16 protein-coding genes are annotated in these 16,503 nt (G+C 62.0%); 5 read left to right on the top strand and 11 right to left on the bottom strand.

All coding sequences use genetic code 11. The annotated features are described in order from the left end of the window. Nucleotides 1-16: 16 nt before the first annotated feature. Nucleotides 17-988, top strand: a complete 972-nt coding sequence (locus FH061_RS01170; protein WP_151632141.1) for an NAD(P)H-dependent flavin oxidoreductase — start codon at nucleotides 17-19, stop codon at nucleotides 986-988. A 440-nt stretch (nucleotides 989-1,428) separates the two neighbouring features. On the opposite strand, the gene FH061_RS01165 is transcribed toward FH061_RS01170, so the two are convergent. Next, entirely contained in the window at nucleotides 1,429-2,022 is a 594-nt protein-coding gene (locus FH061_RS01165) for a hypoxanthine-guanine phosphoribosyltransferase (protein ID WP_151632139.1), read from the bottom strand. A 131-nt stretch (nucleotides 2,023-2,153) separates the two neighbouring features. Here FH061_RS01165 and FH061_RS01160 point away from each other — a divergent pair, with 131 nt between their 5' ends. Together FH061_RS01160 and FH061_RS01155 are read left to right on the top strand one after the other, a co-directional pair. Continuing rightward, entirely contained in the window at nucleotides 2,154-2,465 is a 312-nt protein-coding gene (locus FH061_RS01160) for a DUF1330 domain-containing protein (protein WP_151632138.1), read from the top strand. Nucleotides 2,466-2,565: 100 nt separating this feature from the next. Beyond that, on the top strand, nucleotides 2,566-2,823 hold the full coding sequence (locus FH061_RS01155) for a hypothetical protein (RefSeq protein WP_151632136.1): 258 nt from the start codon (nucleotides 2,566-2,568) through the stop codon (nucleotides 2,821-2,823). Nucleotides 2,824-2,929: 106 nt separating this feature from the next. On the opposite strand, the gene FH061_RS01150 is transcribed toward FH061_RS01155, so the two are convergent. The 7 genes from FH061_RS01150 to FH061_RS01120 form a co-directional block, all read right to left on the bottom strand. Beyond that, a complete protein-coding gene (locus FH061_RS01150) occupies nucleotides 2,930-4,177 on the bottom strand; it encodes a phenylacetate--CoA ligase family protein (protein ID WP_151632134.1) in 1,248 nt (415 codons plus the stop codon). An 88-nt stretch (nucleotides 4,178-4,265) separates the two neighbouring features. Continuing rightward, nucleotides 4,266-5,123, bottom strand: a complete 858-nt coding sequence (locus FH061_RS01145; RefSeq protein WP_151632132.1) for an ABC transporter ATP-binding protein — start codon at nucleotides 5,121-5,123, stop codon at nucleotides 4,266-4,268. A 112-nt stretch (nucleotides 5,124-5,235) separates the two neighbouring features. Continuing rightward, nucleotides 5,236-6,555: an ABC transporter substrate-binding protein gene (locus FH061_RS01140; protein ID WP_151632130.1), complete on the bottom strand. Its 1,320-nt coding sequence runs from the start codon at nucleotides 6,553-6,555 to the stop codon at nucleotides 5,236-5,238. A gap of 93 nt (nucleotides 6,556-6,648) precedes the next feature. Next, nucleotides 6,649-7,713 (bottom strand): branched-chain amino acid ABC transporter permease, encoded by a 1,065-nt coding sequence (locus FH061_RS01135; protein ID WP_151632128.1) that lies wholly within the window; start codon nucleotides 7,711-7,713, stop codon nucleotides 6,649-6,651. 221 nt (nucleotides 7,714-7,934) lie between these two features. Beyond that, nucleotides 7,935-8,864: a branched-chain amino acid ABC transporter permease gene (locus FH061_RS01130; protein ID WP_151632126.1), complete on the bottom strand. Its 930-nt coding sequence runs from the start codon at nucleotides 8,862-8,864 to the stop codon at nucleotides 7,935-7,937. An 88-nt stretch (nucleotides 8,865-8,952) separates the two neighbouring features. Continuing rightward, a complete protein-coding gene (locus FH061_RS01125; RefSeq protein WP_151632124.1) occupies nucleotides 8,953-9,741 on the bottom strand; it encodes an ABC transporter ATP-binding protein in 789 nt (262 codons plus the stop codon). A gap of 1 nt (nucleotide 9,742) precedes the next feature. After that, nucleotides 9,743-11,701, bottom strand: coding sequence for an AMP-dependent synthetase/ligase (locus FH061_RS01120; protein ID WP_151632940.1), 1,959 nt, complete (start codon nucleotides 11,699-11,701; stop codon nucleotides 9,743-9,745). A gap of 274 nt (nucleotides 11,702-11,975) precedes the next feature. Between FH061_RS01120 and FH061_RS01115 the strand changes: the two genes are divergently transcribed. Continuing rightward, complete coding sequence (locus FH061_RS01115; RefSeq protein WP_151632122.1) at nucleotides 11,976-12,674, top strand: Crp/Fnr family transcriptional regulator; 699 nt, start codon at nucleotides 11,976-11,978, stop codon at nucleotides 12,672-12,674. A 60-nt stretch (nucleotides 12,675-12,734) separates the two neighbouring features. Continuing rightward, nucleotides 12,735-13,499, top strand: a complete 765-nt coding sequence (locus FH061_RS01110; protein ID WP_404822397.1) for an MgtC/SapB family protein — start codon at nucleotides 12,735-12,737, stop codon at nucleotides 13,497-13,499. 135 nt (nucleotides 13,500-13,634) lie between these two features. On the opposite strand, the gene FH061_RS01105 is transcribed toward FH061_RS01110, so the two are convergent. From FH061_RS01105 to FH061_RS01095, 3 genes are all read right to left on the bottom strand, one after another. After that, nucleotides 13,635-14,234: a type 1 glutamine amidotransferase domain-containing protein gene (locus FH061_RS01105; RefSeq protein ID WP_151632120.1), complete on the bottom strand. Its 600-nt coding sequence runs from the start codon at nucleotides 14,232-14,234 to the stop codon at nucleotides 13,635-13,637. An 89-nt stretch (nucleotides 14,235-14,323) separates the two neighbouring features. Further along, nucleotides 14,324-14,845 carry an Lrp/AsnC family transcriptional regulator gene (locus FH061_RS01100; protein ID WP_151632118.1) on the bottom strand — a complete coding sequence of 174 codons (522 nt, stop codon included), beginning with the start codon at nucleotides 14,843-14,845 and terminating at the stop codon, nucleotides 14,324-14,326. An 89-nt stretch (nucleotides 14,846-14,934) separates the two neighbouring features. After that, nucleotides 14,935-16,155, bottom strand: a complete 1,221-nt coding sequence (locus FH061_RS01095; protein WP_151632116.1) for a benzoate/H(+) symporter BenE family transporter — start codon at nucleotides 16,153-16,155, stop codon at nucleotides 14,935-14,937. Between the last annotated feature and the right edge of the window lie 348 nt (nucleotides 16,156-16,503).

Genomic DNA, 16,503 nt, shown 5'->3' with positions numbered 1-16,503 from the left:
TCGCCAAGGAGAATCCATGAGCAACAGTCATTTGCCGGCCGTATTGCAAAACCTCAGCCTGCCGGTCATCGCCTCACCCATGTTCATCGCCAGCGGACCGGCGCTGGTCACGGCGCAGTGCAAGGCCGGCATCGTCGGTTCCTTTCCCGCGCTCAACGCGCGTCCCGCCGAACTGCTCGATACCTGGCTGACCGAAATCCAGGCCGAACTCGAGGAATTCCGCCAGGCCAATCCCGGCGCCAAGATCGGTCCGATCGCCGTCAACCAGATCGTGCACCAGTCCAACGACCGCCTCGCGCATGATGTCGAGGTGTGCGTCAAGCACCGGATTCCGATCATCATTTCCAGCCTGCGCGCGCCGCCGAAGGAAATGCTGGATGCGATCCACAGCTACGGCGGCATCGTGCTGCACGACGTGATCTCGATCCGTCATGCGCAGAAGGCGCTGGAAGCCGGCGTCGACGGCCTGATCCTGGTCGCGGCCGGCGCCGGCGGCCATGCGGGCGCGCTGTCGCCGTTCGCGCTGGTGGGCGAGGTGCGCAAGTTCTTCAAGGGACCGATTGCCTTGTCGGGTTCGATCGCCACCGGCGACGCCGTCCTCGCCGCACAGGCCATGGGCGCGGACTTCGCCTACATCGGCTCGCGCTGGCTGGCGACGAAGGAATCGAATGTGGATGAGGCCTACCGCCAGGCCATCGTGGAATCGACCGCCGCCGACGTGGTGTACACCAACCTGTTCACCGGCGTGCACGGCAACTACCTCAAGAAGTCGATCGTGGCCGCCGGCCTCGACCCGGACAATCTGCCGCAGGCCGACAAGACGGTGATGAATTTCGGCTCCGGCGGCGGCAGCAAGGCCAAGGCCTGGCGCGATATCTGGGGCGCGGGGCAGGGCGTGGGCCTGATGGACGCGGTGATGACGGTGCCGGAGGTGATGGAGAAGCTGAAGGCGGAGTATGCGGCGGCGAAGCTGCGGGTTAGGGTTTGAGCGTTAGGAATCGGTGCTTCGGACCGCCGGTGTGGGTGCAGGCACGGAGGCCTGCACTACCTGAATAACAGGGATTGTTCCGACAAATAGTCCTGACCAGGCCAGCGTATAGAGGCTGTGAATTCCCCTCTAACGACGCCAAACGTGTTCAGTGTAAAGCGGATTGAGAAGCGCAGACTGTCTGAGCCGAAGGCGAGTTTCTGCGCTTCCCGCTTTACGCTGAACACGTTTGGGAACCCCGCAGGGGCGGCGATAGGGGTGTCGCCTTTTTTGCCTACTTTTTTGGCGAAGCAAAAAAGTAGGTGGCCCGCCGGGGCCAGACCCGGCAAGCATCAACGGAGAACCTAAGCTATCAGTCGCATTCAACGGTTCTTTTTACGCCGGGCGCCCTGAAAAGAAGGGAAAAGAATGCAGGCGCGAAGGCTTGTACCATCGTTTGATCACGCAGGATTCGAACTCTCGGTCCTGATCGCCCAGATCCCCGGCAAATTCCGCCAGTACCCGTAAGCATCCATCCCATACCCCACCACGAACTTGTTCGGCAGCGTCAACCCGATATAGTCCGCCGTCACAGGCTTGGCCTTGCCGATATTCTTGTCCGCGAACACCGCAAGAATCACCTCCGCCGCGCCCATCTCGAACAGGCGTTCCTTCACATGCGCCAGCGTCTCGCCTTCGTCGAGAATGTCATCGAGCACGATCACGGTGCGGCCTTCGACATTCGAGCGCGGAATGACTTTCCACTCGATCTTGCCGCCCTGGTCCTTGCTGCCGTAGCGGGTCACGTGCATATAGTCGAATTCGAGCGGAAAGGTCAGGCGCGTCAGCAGCTGGCCGCAGAATACGACCGCGCCGCCCATCACGCCGAGCACCAGCGGAAACGGCGCGCCTTCATCGGAGTCGAAACGCTGGTTCAGCTTGCCCGCAATATCATCGACCGCGCGCTGCACGGCGGCTTCGTCGAAAATCAGTTCGGCATCCTTGAGCAGCGAACGGGCTTTGTCACGGTGGAATTCGGAATCGATATAAGGCATGGCGCCGGACCTCGGTACAAGATGAAAATATGTCGGCGCTGCAGAACCGCCATGCGCCGCGGGCGGCCATCATATGCCGCAGCAGGCAATGTGGCAAGATGATGACCTTGTTGAAACAAAGGAGCTTGTCAATGAAGAAAGCCTATGTCGTAGCAGAAATACAAGTGACCAATCCGCAGGACTATGAAGCTTACCGCACCCAGTCGACCGCCGCAGCGGCGCAGTACGGCGGCAAGTTCCTGGTGCGCGGCGGCCAGCGCATCCAGCTCGAAGGCGAGGATGAGATCCACAACGCCGGCTGGCGCACCGTGATCCAGGAATTCCCGTCGCTGGAAGCGGCCCAACGCTGGTACAACTCGCCGGAATACCAGAAGGCATTGCCAATCCGGCAAGCCAACTCCGTCGGCAGGCTGTACATCGTCGAGGGTCCTGAAGAGTCCTGATTGATCCTTGTTGCCTGATTTCCATCTGGAGGGAATCTTTCCCCGTCGCTGCCCTCGAACAGTTTTCCCGATAGTTATTTCTCAATCAAGCGAGGGAGCGATGGACAGGACACTCAAGCAACACCAGATTTCCACACAGCGGCCGTACAAGGAAGGCTCGACGCCGCGCATGCCGCACGAGCGCGACGAATCCAACGACAACTACGACGACAACGTGCGTGATGACATGAAGCAAGCCTACCAGGACTTGCAGAATGGACAGGTCGATACCGACCTGCGCGAAACCGGCGGCGTCGATGAAGTGGTTAACGACCGTCCGGGCAAGTCGCCCGACAAAGTCGTGAAGAAGGATTTCTGATCCCTGCGGATGCGGTAAGGCAAGGCAAGGACAAAGACAAAGCGCCGCTGCGGCCAGCAATGCCGCAGCGGCGCTTTTATTGAACGACCGTCAAGCCTGGCCGGGCCTATTCATACTTGCGCGCATCTTCGATCACCTTGCCGTCATTCGGCAGCTCGCCGCGCGCAACGAAACGCACCTCGCCGCGCAGCTTCGTCACCTCCCGGATCGAATCCACGACCGCATCCGCCGCAACCCCATCGGCCTGATCCACTTCGCAATGCAGGGTCATCACATCGTTGGCCATCTCGCCGCTGACCACCAGGCGCGCCTTCACGATTTGCGGATGGCGCTTCATGACTTCCGCCACCTGCGAGGGATGCACGAACATCGCGCGCACCTTGGTGGTCTGGTCGGCGCGCCCCATCCAGCCCTTGATGCGGGTATTGGTCCGTCCGCAGGGCGAGACGCCCGGCAGCACCGCCGACATGTCGCCGGTGCCGAAGCGGATCAGCGGGTAATCGGGATTGAAGGAAGTGATCACCACTTCGCCGACTTCGCCCTCCGCCACCGGATCGCCGGTGCCGGGGCGCACGATTTCCAGCAGCAGGTCTTCATCGAGCACCATGCCGGGATTGACCTGGCCGCCGGTCTCGGTTTCATAGGCGATATTGCCGATGTCGGCCGAGCCGTACATCTGCAGCACATGCGGCACGCCATTGTCCTGCAGCCACTTGCGCAATGAGGGCGGCAAGGCTTCCGCGCCGACCAGCGCGCGCTGCACGCTGCTGATGTCGGCGCCCATCTCGCGCGCCTTCTCGATGATGATCTTCAGGAAGGACGGCGTGCCGACATAGGCATCGGGCTTTAATGCCGACATCGCCTGCACCTGCATTTCGGTCTGGCCGATGCCGGTCGGAATGATCGGGCATCCCAGCTTCGCCGCGCCGCCCTCGGCCATGAAGGCCGCCGGCGTGAAGTGATAGGAAAAGCAATTCTGCAGCACATGTCCCGCGCGCAGGCCGAGCGCGGTGAACGGCCGCGCGAAGCGCCACCAGTCCTGTCCCTGTCCTTCCGGATCGAAGATGGGGCCGGGCGACATGAACAGCCTGCGCAATTGCGGCGTGGGCGTCGTGGTCAGGCCGCCGAAGGGGGCATCGGCCTGCTGCAGATCCTTCAGATCGGACTTGCGGGTGACCGGCAATTGCGCCAGCGCCGCGCGCGAGCTGATGTCGCTGGCATTCACGCCGGAGAGGATGCGCGCCCAGCCCGGCGCGCGCTGCGCACGGCTGATCAATTGCGGCAGCGCCTGCATCAGGCTGCGTTCGCGCTCCTGCGGATCGCGCGTTTCCAGGGAATCGAAATAGTCGGACATGGGGTGCCTGCTGTTGCAATAAATGGTTTCGACGGACAAAGCGATGCCATGGCGCGGCTCTTCCGCGCGCCTGCGACCGCGGTCGCGCTCAGGCCAGCCAGCGCTTGCGCCGCTTGTAGCTCTTCACATCCCTGAAGCTCTTGCGCTCCTCGCCGCCGACGCCGAGATAGAACTCCTTGACGTCTTCATTGCTGGCGAGATCCTTGGCGCTGCCGTCCATCACGATGCGGCCGCTTTCCATGATGTAGCCGTAGTCGGCATATTTCAGCGCCATGTTGGTGTTCTGTTCGGCCAGCAGGAAGGTGACCTTTTCCTTCTGGTTCAGGTCCTGCACGATGTCGAACACTTCCTCGACGATGCGCGGCGCCAGTCCCATCGACGGCTCGTCGAGCAGCACCATGCGCGGATTGGTCATCAATGCGCGGCCGATCGCGCACATCTGCTGTTCGCCGCCGGAGGTGTAGGCGGCCTGCGAGGTGCGGCGCGTCTTCAGGCGCGGGAAGTAGCTGTACACCTTGTCCAGGTTGGCGGAGATATCGCCCTTGTTCTTCAGCGTGTAGGCGCCGGTGAGCAGATTCTCTTCAATGGTCAGGTGGGCGAAGCAGTGCCGGCCTTCCATCACCTGCACCACGCCGCGCTGCACCAGGTCGGCGGGAGAGAGATTTTCGATGCGCTCGCCGCGCAGCTGGATCATGCCCTTGGTGACTTCGCCGCGTTCGCCGCGCAGCAGGTTCGACACCGCGCGCAGCGTCGTGGTTTTGCCGGCGCCGTTGCCGCCGAGCAGGGCGACGATGCGGCCCTCGGGCACGTTCAGCGACACGCCCTTGAGCACCAGGATCACATGGTTGTAGATGACTTCGATGCCATTGACTTCCAGCAGGTTGGCGACCTGCGCAGCCTGGGCGGGAGCGACGGAAGGCGCGGCGGACAGCACGGCGGACGGCATAGGATTTCCTTGTTGCTTGATCGTTGAACCGGTGGGGATTCCGCGGGGGCGGCTTCATCGGCCGCCCCCGCGGCAAACATCAACTGCGCGTCAACTGCGCATCAGCAATGCATCAGCAGCTGCGCGGCTTGACGTTCTTTTCCTTCGCATACTTCTCTGCATACTCCTTGACCAGCGGATCGATGAGCGACTTGTCGGCCTGGTACCAGTCGGAAGTGATCTTCCACTTGGCGCCGTCCCACTGCACGATGCGCGCCCAGTCGGCGCCCATGTGGTTGCTGCAGGACGTCTGTACCGGGCGCATGATTTCGCTGAAACCCAGCGTCTTCAGGCGGTCGGCGGTCAGGTTCAGGTTCTCGAAGCCCCAGCGCACCTGCTCCGGCGTCAGCGGCTTGCCCTTGCCGTATTTTTCCTGCGCGGTGCGGATCGCCTCGACCTGCATCATCGAAATCATCATGCCGCGGGTATGCGCCAGCGTGCCGATCTCGCCGGCATCGGACGCGGTGCCCTGGCCCTTGTCGTAGACCAGCTTCTTCAGGTCCTCATGCACCTTGTCGCGGGCGGCGCTGTTGTGGATGGTGATGGCGTTGTAGCCCTTGGCGCCGTCGCCGATGTCTTTCACGTCATGATCGGAGCCTGCCCACCAGATCGCATACATCTTGTCGCGCGCGAAGCCTGTCGCCTGCGCCTCGCGGATCGCCGCCGGCGTCATCACGCCCGCGCTCCACAGCAGCACATAGTCGGGACGCTGCTGGCGGATCTGCAGCCAGGTCGATTTCTGCTCCACGCCCGGCGGCGTGACCGGCAGCAGGCTCAGCGTGAAGCCGTCCTTGGCGGCGCGCTTCTGCAGCAGGGGAATCGGTTCCTTGCCGTAAGGCGAGTCGTGATAGACCAGCGCGATCTTCTTGCCCTTCAGGTTGCCCTTTTCCTTTTTCAGGATGTCCTGGATCATCACGTCGGCCGCGGTCCAGTAGGTGCCCAGCAGCGGGAAGTTCCATTCGAACACGGTGCCGTCCACCGACTGCGACAGGCCGTAGCCCAGCGTCTCGATCGGCATCTTGTCGGCATAGGCCTTGTCGGTCACCGCGAAGGTGATGCCGGTCGACTGCGGATCGAAGCCGGCCGCGCCGGTGCCGCGCCCCTTCAGGCGCTCGTAGCATTCGACGCCTTTCGCCGCGTCATAGGCGGTTTCGCATTCCTCGTACACCAGCTTGACGCCGTTGACGCCGCCGTCGCGCGCATTGATCAGCTTCAGGTAGTCCTGCTTGCCGTTGGCCCAGGGAATGCCCAGCGGCGCGAACTGACCGGTGCGGTACACCAGGAGCGGGATGAACTGTTCCGCATTCTGCGCATAGGACAGCGACGTGGTGGTCAGTGCCGACAAGCCTGCGACGGCAATGGCGGCGGTGGCAGCGATGTGCTTCAACTTCATGTTGGTCTCCTTGTTGTTGGCGTACTTTTCGGGTACGTGATGAAACTTGTCTTCCATTCCCTCCCCTTCAGGGCGGAGGGATTACAAGCTTGCTCAATGCGGGAACGGCCACACCCGCAGCTTCTGCCGGGCGGTCTGCCACAAACGTGCCAGGCCGTGCGGTTCGACGATCAGGAAAAACACGATCAGCGCACCGAAGATCATATGCTCGAGATGCGAAGCGGTGGCGGTCGACAGCGGCAGCCCGAGCCAGTGCGGCACGTAATTGAGCAGCAGCGGCAGCAGCACCATGAAGGCCGCGCCGAAGAAGCTGCCGACGATCGATCCCAGCCCGCCGATGATCACCATGAACAGCAGCTGGAACGACTTGTCGATCGAAAACGCCGCCGGCTCCCAGGCGCCGAGGTGGATGAAGCCCCACAGCGCGCCGGCCACGCCGATGATGAAGGAGCTCACCGCGAACGCCGACAGCTTGGCGAATACCGGGCGGATGCCGATCACCGCCGCCGCCACGTCCATGTCGCGGATCGCCATCCATTCACGGCCGATGGCGCTGCGCACCAGGTTCTTGGCCAGCAGGGCGAACACCAGCACCACGCTCAGGCAGAAGACATATTTCTCCATCGGCGTATCCAGCGTGATGCCGAGGAAGTTCAATGTGCCGACGCTGACCGAGCCGGACGAGGAATTGTTGGTGACCCAGGCGACGCGGTTGGTGAACCAGTCGGTGAAGAATTGCGCGGCCAGCGTCGCCACCGCCAGATACAGGCCGCGGATGCGCAGGCTGGGAATGCCGAAGAACACGCCGAACACCGTCGCGAACAGGCCGCCGCCGATCAGGGACGCCAGCAGCGGCATGCCGGGAAAGCGCGCATGCAGGTTGAAGGCCGCGTAGGCGCCGATGGCCATGAAGGCGCCGGTGCCGAGCGAGATCTGGCCGCAGTAGCCGACCAGGATGTTGAGCCCGATGGCCGCCAGCGACAGCACCAGGAAGGGAATCATCACCGCGCGGAAGAAATAATCGCTGGCGAAGGCCGGCAGCACGACGAAGCCGATGATGAGCAGCAGCCACATCGCAAGGCGATCCTGCGAGACCGGGAAGATCTGCTGGTCGGTGAGATAGCTGGTTTTGAACTGACCGTTTTCGCGGTAAAACATGATGCTGTCTCCAGTGTGCCGGGTGGTCCCGGTGATATTTGTTGCTGCCTGGTTGGCTAAGCAATGAATGAGAATCTCATGAGGTCTCGCTGTCACCGCTTGGCCCCCTTCTCCCGCAGGCGGGAGAAGGGTCGGGGATGAGGGGAGTAGCAAAACCTGCTGCTGTCTTGGCCATCCCCTTCACCCCCAGCCCACTCCCGCTTGCGGGAGAGGGGGAAAACTCAAACCCGATCAATGATCTTGTCGCCGAACAAGCCCTGCGGACGCACCAGCAGGAAACCCAGCGCCAGCACATAGGCAAACCAGTTTTCGATGCCGCCGCCGAAGAACGGCCCCAGATACACTTCCGACAATTTTTCGCCCGCCCCGATGATCAGCCCGCCGATGATCGCGCCCGGCACCGAGGTCAGGCCGCCGAGGATCACCACCGGCAGCGCCTTCAATGCCACCTGCGAGATCGAGAACTGCACGCCCAGCTTGGAGCCCCAGATGATGCCGGCCACCAGCGCGACGATGCCGCCCACCGACCAGACGATGACCCAGATGCGCGACAGCGGAATGCCGATCGACTGCGCCGCCTGGTGGTCGTCGGCCACCGCGCGCAGCGCGCGGCCGGTCGCGGTCTTCTGGAAGAAGATCGACAGCGCGGCGACCAGGGCGGCGGCGATCACCGCCGCATACAAGTCTTCCTTGCTGATCAGGAGGCCGCCTTCGAAGGTGTTCTCGAACAGCATCATCGGATCCTTCGGCATGCCGACATCGATCTTGTAGGTGGCGCTGCCGAACAGCAGCTGGCCGGCGCCGTCCATGAAGTAGCCGATGCCGAGCGTAGCCATCAGCAGGGCGATCGGCTCCTGGTTCACCAGCTTGCGCAGCGCGAAGCGCTCGATCAGCCAGGCCACCACGATCATGATCGCGATCGAGACGATCAGCGCCAGCGCATTGGCGACGAAGGCATTGCTGAAACCCAGCCACTGCGGCAGCCATTCCGAAAAGCGCGCCATCGCCAGCGCCGCGAACAGCACCATCGCGCCCTGCGCGAAGTTGAACACGCCGGATGCCTTGAAGATCAGCACGAAGCCCAGCGCCACCAGCGCGTAGAGCATGCCGGCCATCAGCCCGCCGAATAATGTTTCAATGAAAAAACCCATGATGCCGTCCCTCGTCTCTCTTCTCTTGTCTCTTGTGTAAGTGCCAGCCGCCGTATGCGATCAATGATCAGCCATCAACCATCAGCCATCAATGCGCGGTGCCCAGGTAGGCCGCGATCACATCTTCGTTCTTGCGCACTTCCTCCGGCGTGCCGTCGCCGATCTTCTTGCCGTAGTCGAGCACCACCACGCGGTCGGAAATATCCATCACCACGCCCATGTCGTGTTCGATCAGCACGATGGTGGTGCCGAACTGGTCGTTGACGTCGAGGATGAAGCGGCACATGTCCTGCTTCTCTTCCACGTTCATGCCGGCCATCGGCTCGTCGAGCAGCAGGATCGAGGGTTCCGCCGCCAGCGCGCGGCCGAGTTCGACGCGCTTCTGCAAGCCGTAGGGCAGGCGGCTGACCGGCGTCTTGCGGATGTGCTGGATTTCCAGGAAGTCGATGATTTCCTCGACCTTCCTGCGGTGCTCGATCTCTTCCTTCTGCGCCGGTCCCCAGTACAGCGCCTGCAGCAGGAAGTTGGTCTGCATCTTCAGGTTGCGGCCGGTCATGATGTTGTCGAGCACCGACATGCCCTTGAACAGCGCGATGTTCTGGAAGGTGCGGGCGATGCCGCTCTTGGCCGCCGCATAAGTGTTCATGTCGCGGCGCTGCTGGCCGCGATAAGTGATCACGCCCTGCTGCGGACGGTAGACGCCGTTGATCACGTTGAGCATCGAGCTCTTGCCGGCGCCGTTGGGGCCGATGATGGAGCGGATCTCGTGCTCGCGCACATCGAAGGAAATGTCGGTCAGCGCCTTGACGCCGCCGAAGGACAGCGAGATGTTCTTCAGGTCAAGAATGACGTCGCCGATCTTGCGTGTGCTGTTCATCTCAGGCCGCCTTCTTCAGAGTGGAAAACGTCTTCACGTCGACGATGCGCAGGTCGGCCGCCACCATGCCTTCGCGGCCATCCTCGAACTTCACCTGCGTCTCGATGTACTGCGTGGTCCTGCCGCCGTACAGCGCATCGATCAGCACCTTGTATTTCTCGGCGACGAAGCGGCGGCGCACCTTGCGCGTGCGGGTCAGTTCGTCGTCGTCGGCATCGAGTTCCTTGTGCAGCACCAGGAAACGATGGATCTGGGTATCCGCCATCATCGGTTCGGAAGCGAGGTCGGCGTTGACCTTTTCCACGCACTCGGCAATCAGGTCGTAGGTCTCATGCTTGCCGGCCAGGTCGGTATAGCCCGAGTAGGCGATGCCGCGCCGCTCGGCCCAGTTGCCGACCGCATCGAGATCGATGTTGATGAACGCGCACACCATGTCGCGCTGGTTGCCGAAGGCCACCGCTTCCTTGATGAAGGGGAAGAACTTCAGCTTGTTCTCGATGTAGTTGGGCGCGAACATCGCGCCGCTGTTCATGCGGCCGACATCGGCGGCGCGGTCGATGATCTTCAGGTGGCCTTCCTCGTCGAACAGGCCGGCGTCGCCGGTATGGAAATAGCCGTCGCTGTCGATCACTTCCGCGGTCGCGTCCGGCCGCTTGTAGTATTCCTTGAGCAGCGCGGCCGACTTCACCAGCACTTCGCCGTTGGGCGCGAGCTTGACCTCGACGCCCGGCGCCGGCAGGCCGACGCTGTCGAACTTGATGTTGCCGTTCGGCTGCAGGCAGACATAGGCGCAGGTTTCGGTCGAGCCGTACAGCTGCTTGAGGTTGATGCCGATCGAGCGGTAGAAGCGGAACAGGTCGGGGCCGATCGCCGCGCCCGCGGTGTAGGCCACCCGCACCCGTGACAGGCCGAGCACATTCTTCAGCGGACCGTAGACCAGCATCTCGCCCATTGCATACTGGAAGCGATCCATCGCGCCGACCGGCTTGCCGTCGAGGATGTCGGCGCCGACGCGGCGCGCGACTTCCATGTAATGATGAAAGATCTTGCGCTTGACGGCGCCGGCGTCTTCCATGCGGATCATGACCGTGGTCAGCATGTTTTCGAAGATGCGCGGCGGCGCGAAGTAATAGGTGGGCCCGATCTCGCGCAGGTCGTTGAGCACCGTCTCGCCGGACTCCGGGCAGTTCACCGTATAGCCGGCCACGATGGCCTGCGCGAAGGAAAACAGATGGTCGCCGACCCAGGCCATCGGCAGGTAGGAAAGAATGTCCTCGTCCGGCGTCAGGGCGTCGAACTCGATGCTGCCTTTGGCCGCCGTGATGAAGGAAGCATGCGTCTGGCACACGCCTTTCGGCTTGCCGGTGGTGCCGGAGGTATAGAGCATCACCGCAACGTCGTCTTCGTCGCCGGCATTGATTTCATTCATGAAAAAGTCGGGATGGGCGCGGTCGAATTCGCGTCCGATCTGCTGCACCTTTTCGAAGAAGGAGAGTTCCGGCTGCTGGTAGTGGCGCATGCCGCGGTCATCGTCATAGATGATGTGCTGCAGCAGCATGCTGCCGGCGGGCAGGTCGTCCTTGATCTCGAACAGCTTGTCGACCTGCTCCTGGTCTTCGGCCACCGCGAAGGCGACTTCCGCATCCTGCAGCACGAAGGCCATGTCGACCGCGCGCGCATCCTGGTACAGCGGCACCGCGACGCCGCCCAGGCATTGCGCGGCGATCATCGACCAGTAGAGGCGGGGCCGGTTGTCGCCGACGATGGCCAGGTTCATTCCCCGCTTGAAACCCATTGCGGCCAGGCCGCAGGCAAAGGCGCGCACTTCATCGACCACCTGCGACCAGTTCCAGCTTTGCCAGATGCCGAGGTCCTTTTCACGGAAGGCCGGCCGGTCCGCGCGGGTCTGGCCGTGTTGCAGCAGCATGCGGGGGAAAGTGCTTCCGCCCGTCTTGATCATCTCTACCATTGTCCCACTCGCTCTCTGATAACAGGTATCACCGTCATGAAGCATTGGAGGTCGGAGCGCCGGCCGAGGCCGGGTGGCAGTCGATACTGCCCAGGCGATGCAGGCTGGCTTGCCGCACTGTACATGCGCGGGGCAAGTCGGCTTACAATGTCTCCGTTGTTTGTATTCTTTTGTTGTCAGCATACTAGACAGATGAATGTCTGTGCGCTGTCATCCGACCGACAATCTTCATTCGATCACAAGACTATCGTTGATGCAACGCACCATGAATCCGCCCAAGCCCCAGTCGCAGCCCCAGCTCAGGGATGTGCTGCGCCAGTCGATCTGGGCGAAGGGATTGACGCCCGAGCAGATGGCGCGGGTGGAAGCGGAGACGGTGGAAACCTTCGTGCCCAAGGGCGGCTATGTCTGCCGCAAGGGCGAGCCGGTCGATGCCTGGCTGGGCATCATCGAAGGCCTGGCCAAGATGACCAACCTGTCGGCCGAGGGAAAATCGATCACCTTCACCGGCATGCAGGCCGGCGCCTGGTTCGGCGAGGGATCGCTGCTGAAGAAGGAGCCGCGCAAATATGACGTGACGGCCCTGCGCGACAGCCGCATCGCCCGCATGCCTGCCGCCACCTTCCAGTGGCTGCTCGACACCAGTCTGCCGTTCACCCACTTCCTGTTGATGCAGCTCAACGAGCGCCTCGGCCAGTTCATCGGCATGGTCGAATTCGACCGCCTGCTCGATGTCGATTCGCGCGTGGCCCGCTGCCTGGCGGCGATGTTCAATACCCATCTGTATCCCGGCGCCAATCCGCTGCTGCAGATCTCGCAGGAAGAGATCGGCTATCTTTCCGGCGCATCGCGCCAGCGCGTCAACCAGGCGCTGCAGGTGCTGGAAAAGGAAGGCTTGCTGCGGGTGGATTACGGCGGCATTCACATCCTCGATCTCGACGGCTTGCGGCGCTTCCAGGCATGACGACGATGAAGCATCCTGCCTTCCCGCCCTTGGCTTGCCGTCTCCTGCATTTCTCCTTGCATGCTTGAACTGTCCGCCGATCTGCCTTCCGCCGAGATGCTGGCCGCCTTCTGGTCGGGCCCGGTGGTGGCAACCAATCTGATTGTCTTCTTCAGCCTGTTCGGCGCGCTGCTGCTGGGGCTGCTGGTCGGTTACGAACGCTCGTATCGGGGGCGGGCGGCCGGCATGCGCACCTATGGCCTGGTGTGCATGGGCTCGGCGGCGCTGACGGTGATCGCGGGTTACCCCGGCGCCTGGTATGGCGGGCAGGAAGTGTTCGGGCTGGGCGCCGATCCGACGCGGGTCATTCAGGGCATCGTCACCGGCATCGGTTTTCTCGGCGCCGGCGTGATCATGAAGGAAGGCTTCAACATCAGCGGCCTTACCACCGCCGCTTCCATCTGGGCAACGTCGGTCATCGGCGTGCTGGTCGGCGTCGGATTCTACCTGTCGGCGATGCTGCTGGCCTTGATGTCGGCGTTCTGCATGGCCGGCGTGCCGAAGCTGGCCAGCCGGCTGCCGTCGCGCCATGCGATCGCCATCGTGATGCGCTTTCGCGAAGGCGCCGCGCCAAGTGAATTGAAATTGCAGGAAGCGGCGTTAAGGCGAGGATATGAAATTGCCCGCGGCTCGATTTCAATCGCCGTGCAGAACGGCAAGACCGAGTGGCATTTCGTGGCGGTGGCCTTCAACCGCTCCAGCGGCGCGCCGATCAGCGAACTGGCGAACGACATGTCGCAGATCGAAGGGCTGGAGGGATTTCATCTCTCGTATGCACGCAACTGATACGGAATGGACATCGGGTGCGGACGCGCTGCGCTTGCATTCGTCCGGGCCATGATGCGAGCCGGAAAAGATTGTCGCGGCGGCAGCTGCATGAACCGGCGCCGCGGTTTGTTTCAACATTGACGCGCAACGCGCTCAGCTGCTGCCGAGGCCCACCGCATGTTCGTCGGGGGTGCCGCGCAGCTTGGCCCGCATGCGTTCGGCGATGACTTCCACCATCTTCTCGTTGAATGCCGGAATGTCCTCCGGGGTACGGCTGCTGATCAGATTGCCGTCGACCACGGCTTCCTGATCCACCCAGTTGCCGCCCGCGCTGCGGATATCCTGCTCCAGCGCGGGAAAGCTGGTCATCGTGCGGCCCTCGACCAGGCCGGCCGACACCAGCAGCCATCCGCCATGGCAGATCACCGCGATCGGCTTGTTGTCTTCATCGATGTTCTGCACGAAGCGCTGCGCTTCGCCCATCTCGCGCAATGCCGCCGCATTGACCTTGCCGCCGGGCAGCAGCACGGCGTCGAAGGCCTTGGCATCGGCTTCCCGCAGCAGCAGGTCCACGGTGAACTGGTCGCCCGGCTGGTCATGATGCATGCCCTGCACCTTGTCGAACCTGTCCGACACGATCCTGATCAGTGCACCTTCCGCTTCCAGCGCTTTCTTCGGTTCCGTCAGCTCGGATTGCTCGAAGCCATCGGTGACGAGGATGGCGATATTCATGCCATTCAATGCTGGATTCATGATTCACTCCTGAAGCTTAAAATCAGGTGGAGTGACGGCGCAGGCAAAAGTTCGGACCGCTTCAGCATGGCTTGCTTCACAGCAGGAAATCATGGGATCGATGCAACTTGAGCAAGGGGCGCAGCAGGGCTGGAGGATGGCTGCGGTGCAGTGGCTTGCGTCAGCGCACTTGACATGCAAAGGACTTCTTCAATCACTACGCGCGTATGTGTCCGTTGAATACCGGGGCAGGCAGACATCATGTCGCAGAGCAATGCAGTGCATTCCCTCAGGTCCCTGACACGCAGCTTGATCAGAAAGTCGAATCTTCCGGTTACCCGGTGGCATTCCAGCACTTCAGGAAGCGCGCGGAGCGCCATCGGCAAGCGGCGAAATGCCTGAGGGTGCGTACGGTCCAGCGTAATTTCAATGAACATCAACTGCGGCATGCCGAGCTTCACCGGATCTAGCTGCGTGGTGTAGTCAAGGATGTATCCTGCTTGTTCAAGATGCTGCAGACGCTGGCGGCAGCGGGTCGGCGTCGAGCTGCATTGCGCGGCAAGCTCCGTATAGCTCAAGCGGGCATTCGCCTCGATGGCGGTGAGGATGTACTTGTCGGTAGGGTCAAGCATGCAGGTTGTATGGATCTGAATTCATGGCAGGCATGCGGGCGCGCCGCATGCGTAGACGGCATTGTCCGGGTGCTTGCGCGACAGTAGCCTTATCGCGGATTCCCGGTGCCTTGTTCGGTGTTTTTCAGTCGTGGCAGTCCGAGCGAAGGTTTCCATGTCAGCACGACTCCAAACAGCACCCCGGCCAGCAATCCCCATAGCGCTGAGCCCAGCCCGAAGAAAGACATTCCCGATACCGTGACAATGAACGTGATCAGTGATGCTTCACGCTGGCTTTCGACCGCAAGAGAGGTGGTCAGGCTTGAGACCAGCGTGCCGAGCAATGCAAGACCCGCCAGCGTGGTCGTCAGCCCCGGAGGCAGCAAGGCGAACAGCGCGACGACTGAAGCTCCAAAGATGCCGACACCCAGATATCCGACGCCGCATACCACGCCGGAGATGTAGCGCCGTCTCGGGTCTTCGTGGCACTCGGAACTGGCACAGATGGCGCCGACGATGGCGGCGGGATTGATGCCGCAGGACCCGAACAGGGAAAGCGGAATCGAGATCAATCCGCAGGCGCCGACCACGGAGCGGGGAGAAATGTCATAGCCGGCCTGGCGCAGGATATGGATCGAGGTTGCATACTGCGTCAGCCCCAGGAGTAGCAAAGGCAGGCCCAGTCCGAGCAGGGCATCCAGGGCAAAGGTCGGGCGGGTCGCCAGGGGGACTGCGATACGAAGGTCGATCGACTGCGGATCAACTTGCATTCCGGGCAGTGCGCACGCGAGGCCCGTTAGCAGGGCGAATGCGACGGCGTAGCGCGGAATGAAGCGGCGACAGACCACATAAGCGGCAATCACCGGAAGTACGACGCCGGGAAAGGACTGCAGCGACTGGAAGATCTTCGCGCAAAACTGAAATAGAACGCCGGCGATCATCGCCGATAGCAGTTGGGCCGGAAGCACTGCCATGAGACGCGTGAACAGGCCGGACAAGCCTAGTGCGGCAACGACGATGGTTAATATCAGAAAGCAGCCGATCACATCGCTGAACGGATATTGCGCAAGCCCCGTGATCAGCAGCGCCACCCCCGGCGTTGACCAGGCGCCGATCACGGGCATCCTGTGCCTCAGCGTCAGCAGCAAGCCGGCGACTCCTGCACCGATCGACAATGCCCAGATCCAGGTGGAGAGCAGTTCATGCGGCAGGTGACCGGCCTGCGCCGCTTGCACCACGATGAGTACCGGGCCGCTATAAGTGGCGAATAGGGCGATCAGCCCCGCAATGGCTGCGGAGGTGGAGAAGTCGTTCTTCAGTCTTGACAGCATGCATGTTCCCGACAGGTTGGCCGCGTGTGCGACGTGACAAAGTAGTTTAAGTACGAATTAAATCACAAGAGTGATTTACATTTGATAAATATATTGCCTATTATTCAACGAGGTTTGGAAGCTGGCTGAATAACCCGCTTGATGGCCGGCCTGATTGAACAAGCGCATTGACTCGAGCCAGCGAGGCTGAGCCTTCCTCATTGCCACCTGTGCACCTGTGCACCTGTGCCGCGGGAAGCGGGCAGGAGAAGCTTGCAGATGTTCGAGGCGAAGCGGACGTTACTTCAAACCATGGAGTCACGAGGAGCTGGTATAAGCTACGCACGCCCGGGTCGAAGCAATCCGGGC

The sequence above is a fragment of the Noviherbaspirillum aerium genome, from assembly GCF_008929045.1.
In the GTDB taxonomy this organism is placed as follows: Bacteria; Pseudomonadota; Gammaproteobacteria; order Burkholderiales; family Burkholderiaceae_D; genus Noviherbaspirillum; species Noviherbaspirillum aerium.
The sequence above is the reverse complement of the archived record's forward strand: the minus strand, read 5'-3'. Positions and strand labels throughout refer to the sequence as shown.

Bases quoted from the DNA above. Each gene is read 5' to 3' on its own strand.
- FH061_RS01130 (WP_151632126.1), bottom strand. From the start codon at position 8,864: ATGGGTTTTTTCATTGAAACATTATTCGGCGGGCTGATGGCCGGCATG.
- FH061_RS01120 (WP_151632940.1), bottom strand. From the start codon at position 11,701: ATGATCAAGACGGGCGGAAGCACTTTCCCCCGCATGCTGCTGCAACAC.
- FH061_RS01170 (WP_151632141.1), top strand. From the start codon at position 17: ATGAGCAACAGTCATTTGCCGGCCGTATTGCAAAACCTCAGCCTGCCG.
- FH061_RS01140 (WP_151632130.1), bottom strand. From the start codon at position 6,555: ATGAAGTTGAAGCACATCGCTGCCACCGCCGCCATTGCCGTCGCAGGC.
- FH061_RS01145 (WP_151632132.1), bottom strand. From the start codon at position 5,123: ATGCCGTCCGCCGTGCTGTCCGCCGCGCCTTCCGTCGCTCCCGCCCAG.
- FH061_RS01165 (WP_151632139.1), bottom strand. From the start codon at position 2,022: ATGCCTTATATCGATTCCGAATTCCACCGTGACAAAGCCCGTTCGCTG.
- FH061_RS01135 (WP_151632128.1), bottom strand. From the start codon at position 7,713: ATGTTTTACCGCGAAAACGGTCAGTTCAAAACCAGCTATCTCACCGAC.
- FH061_RS01155 (WP_151632136.1), top strand. From the start codon at position 2,566: ATGGACAGGACACTCAAGCAACACCAGATTTCCACACAGCGGCCGTAC.
- FH061_RS01095 (WP_151632116.1), bottom strand. From the start codon at position 16,155: ATGCTGTCAAGACTGAAGAACGACTTCTCCACCTCCGCAGCCATTGCG.
- FH061_RS01100 (WP_151632118.1), bottom strand. From the start codon at position 14,845: ATGCTTGACCCTACCGACAAGTACATCCTCACCGCCATCGAGGCGAAT.
- FH061_RS01160 (WP_151632138.1), top strand. From the start codon at position 2,154: ATGAAGAAAGCCTATGTCGTAGCAGAAATACAAGTGACCAATCCGCAG.
- FH061_RS01105 (WP_151632120.1), bottom strand. From the start codon at position 14,234: ATGAATCCAGCATTGAATGGCATGAATATCGCCATCCTCGTCACCGAT.
- FH061_RS01125 (WP_151632124.1), bottom strand. From the start codon at position 9,741: ATGAACAGCACACGCAAGATCGGCGACGTCATTCTTGACCTGAAGAAC.
- FH061_RS01110 (WP_404822397.1), top strand. From the start codon at position 12,735: ATGCTTGAACTGTCCGCCGATCTGCCTTCCGCCGAGATGCTGGCCGCC.
- FH061_RS01150 (WP_151632134.1), bottom strand. From the start codon at position 4,177: ATGTCCGACTATTTCGATTCCCTGGAAACGCGCGATCCGCAGGAGCGC.
- FH061_RS01115 (WP_151632122.1), top strand. From the start codon at position 11,976: ATGAATCCGCCCAAGCCCCAGTCGCAGCCCCAGCTCAGGGATGTGCTG.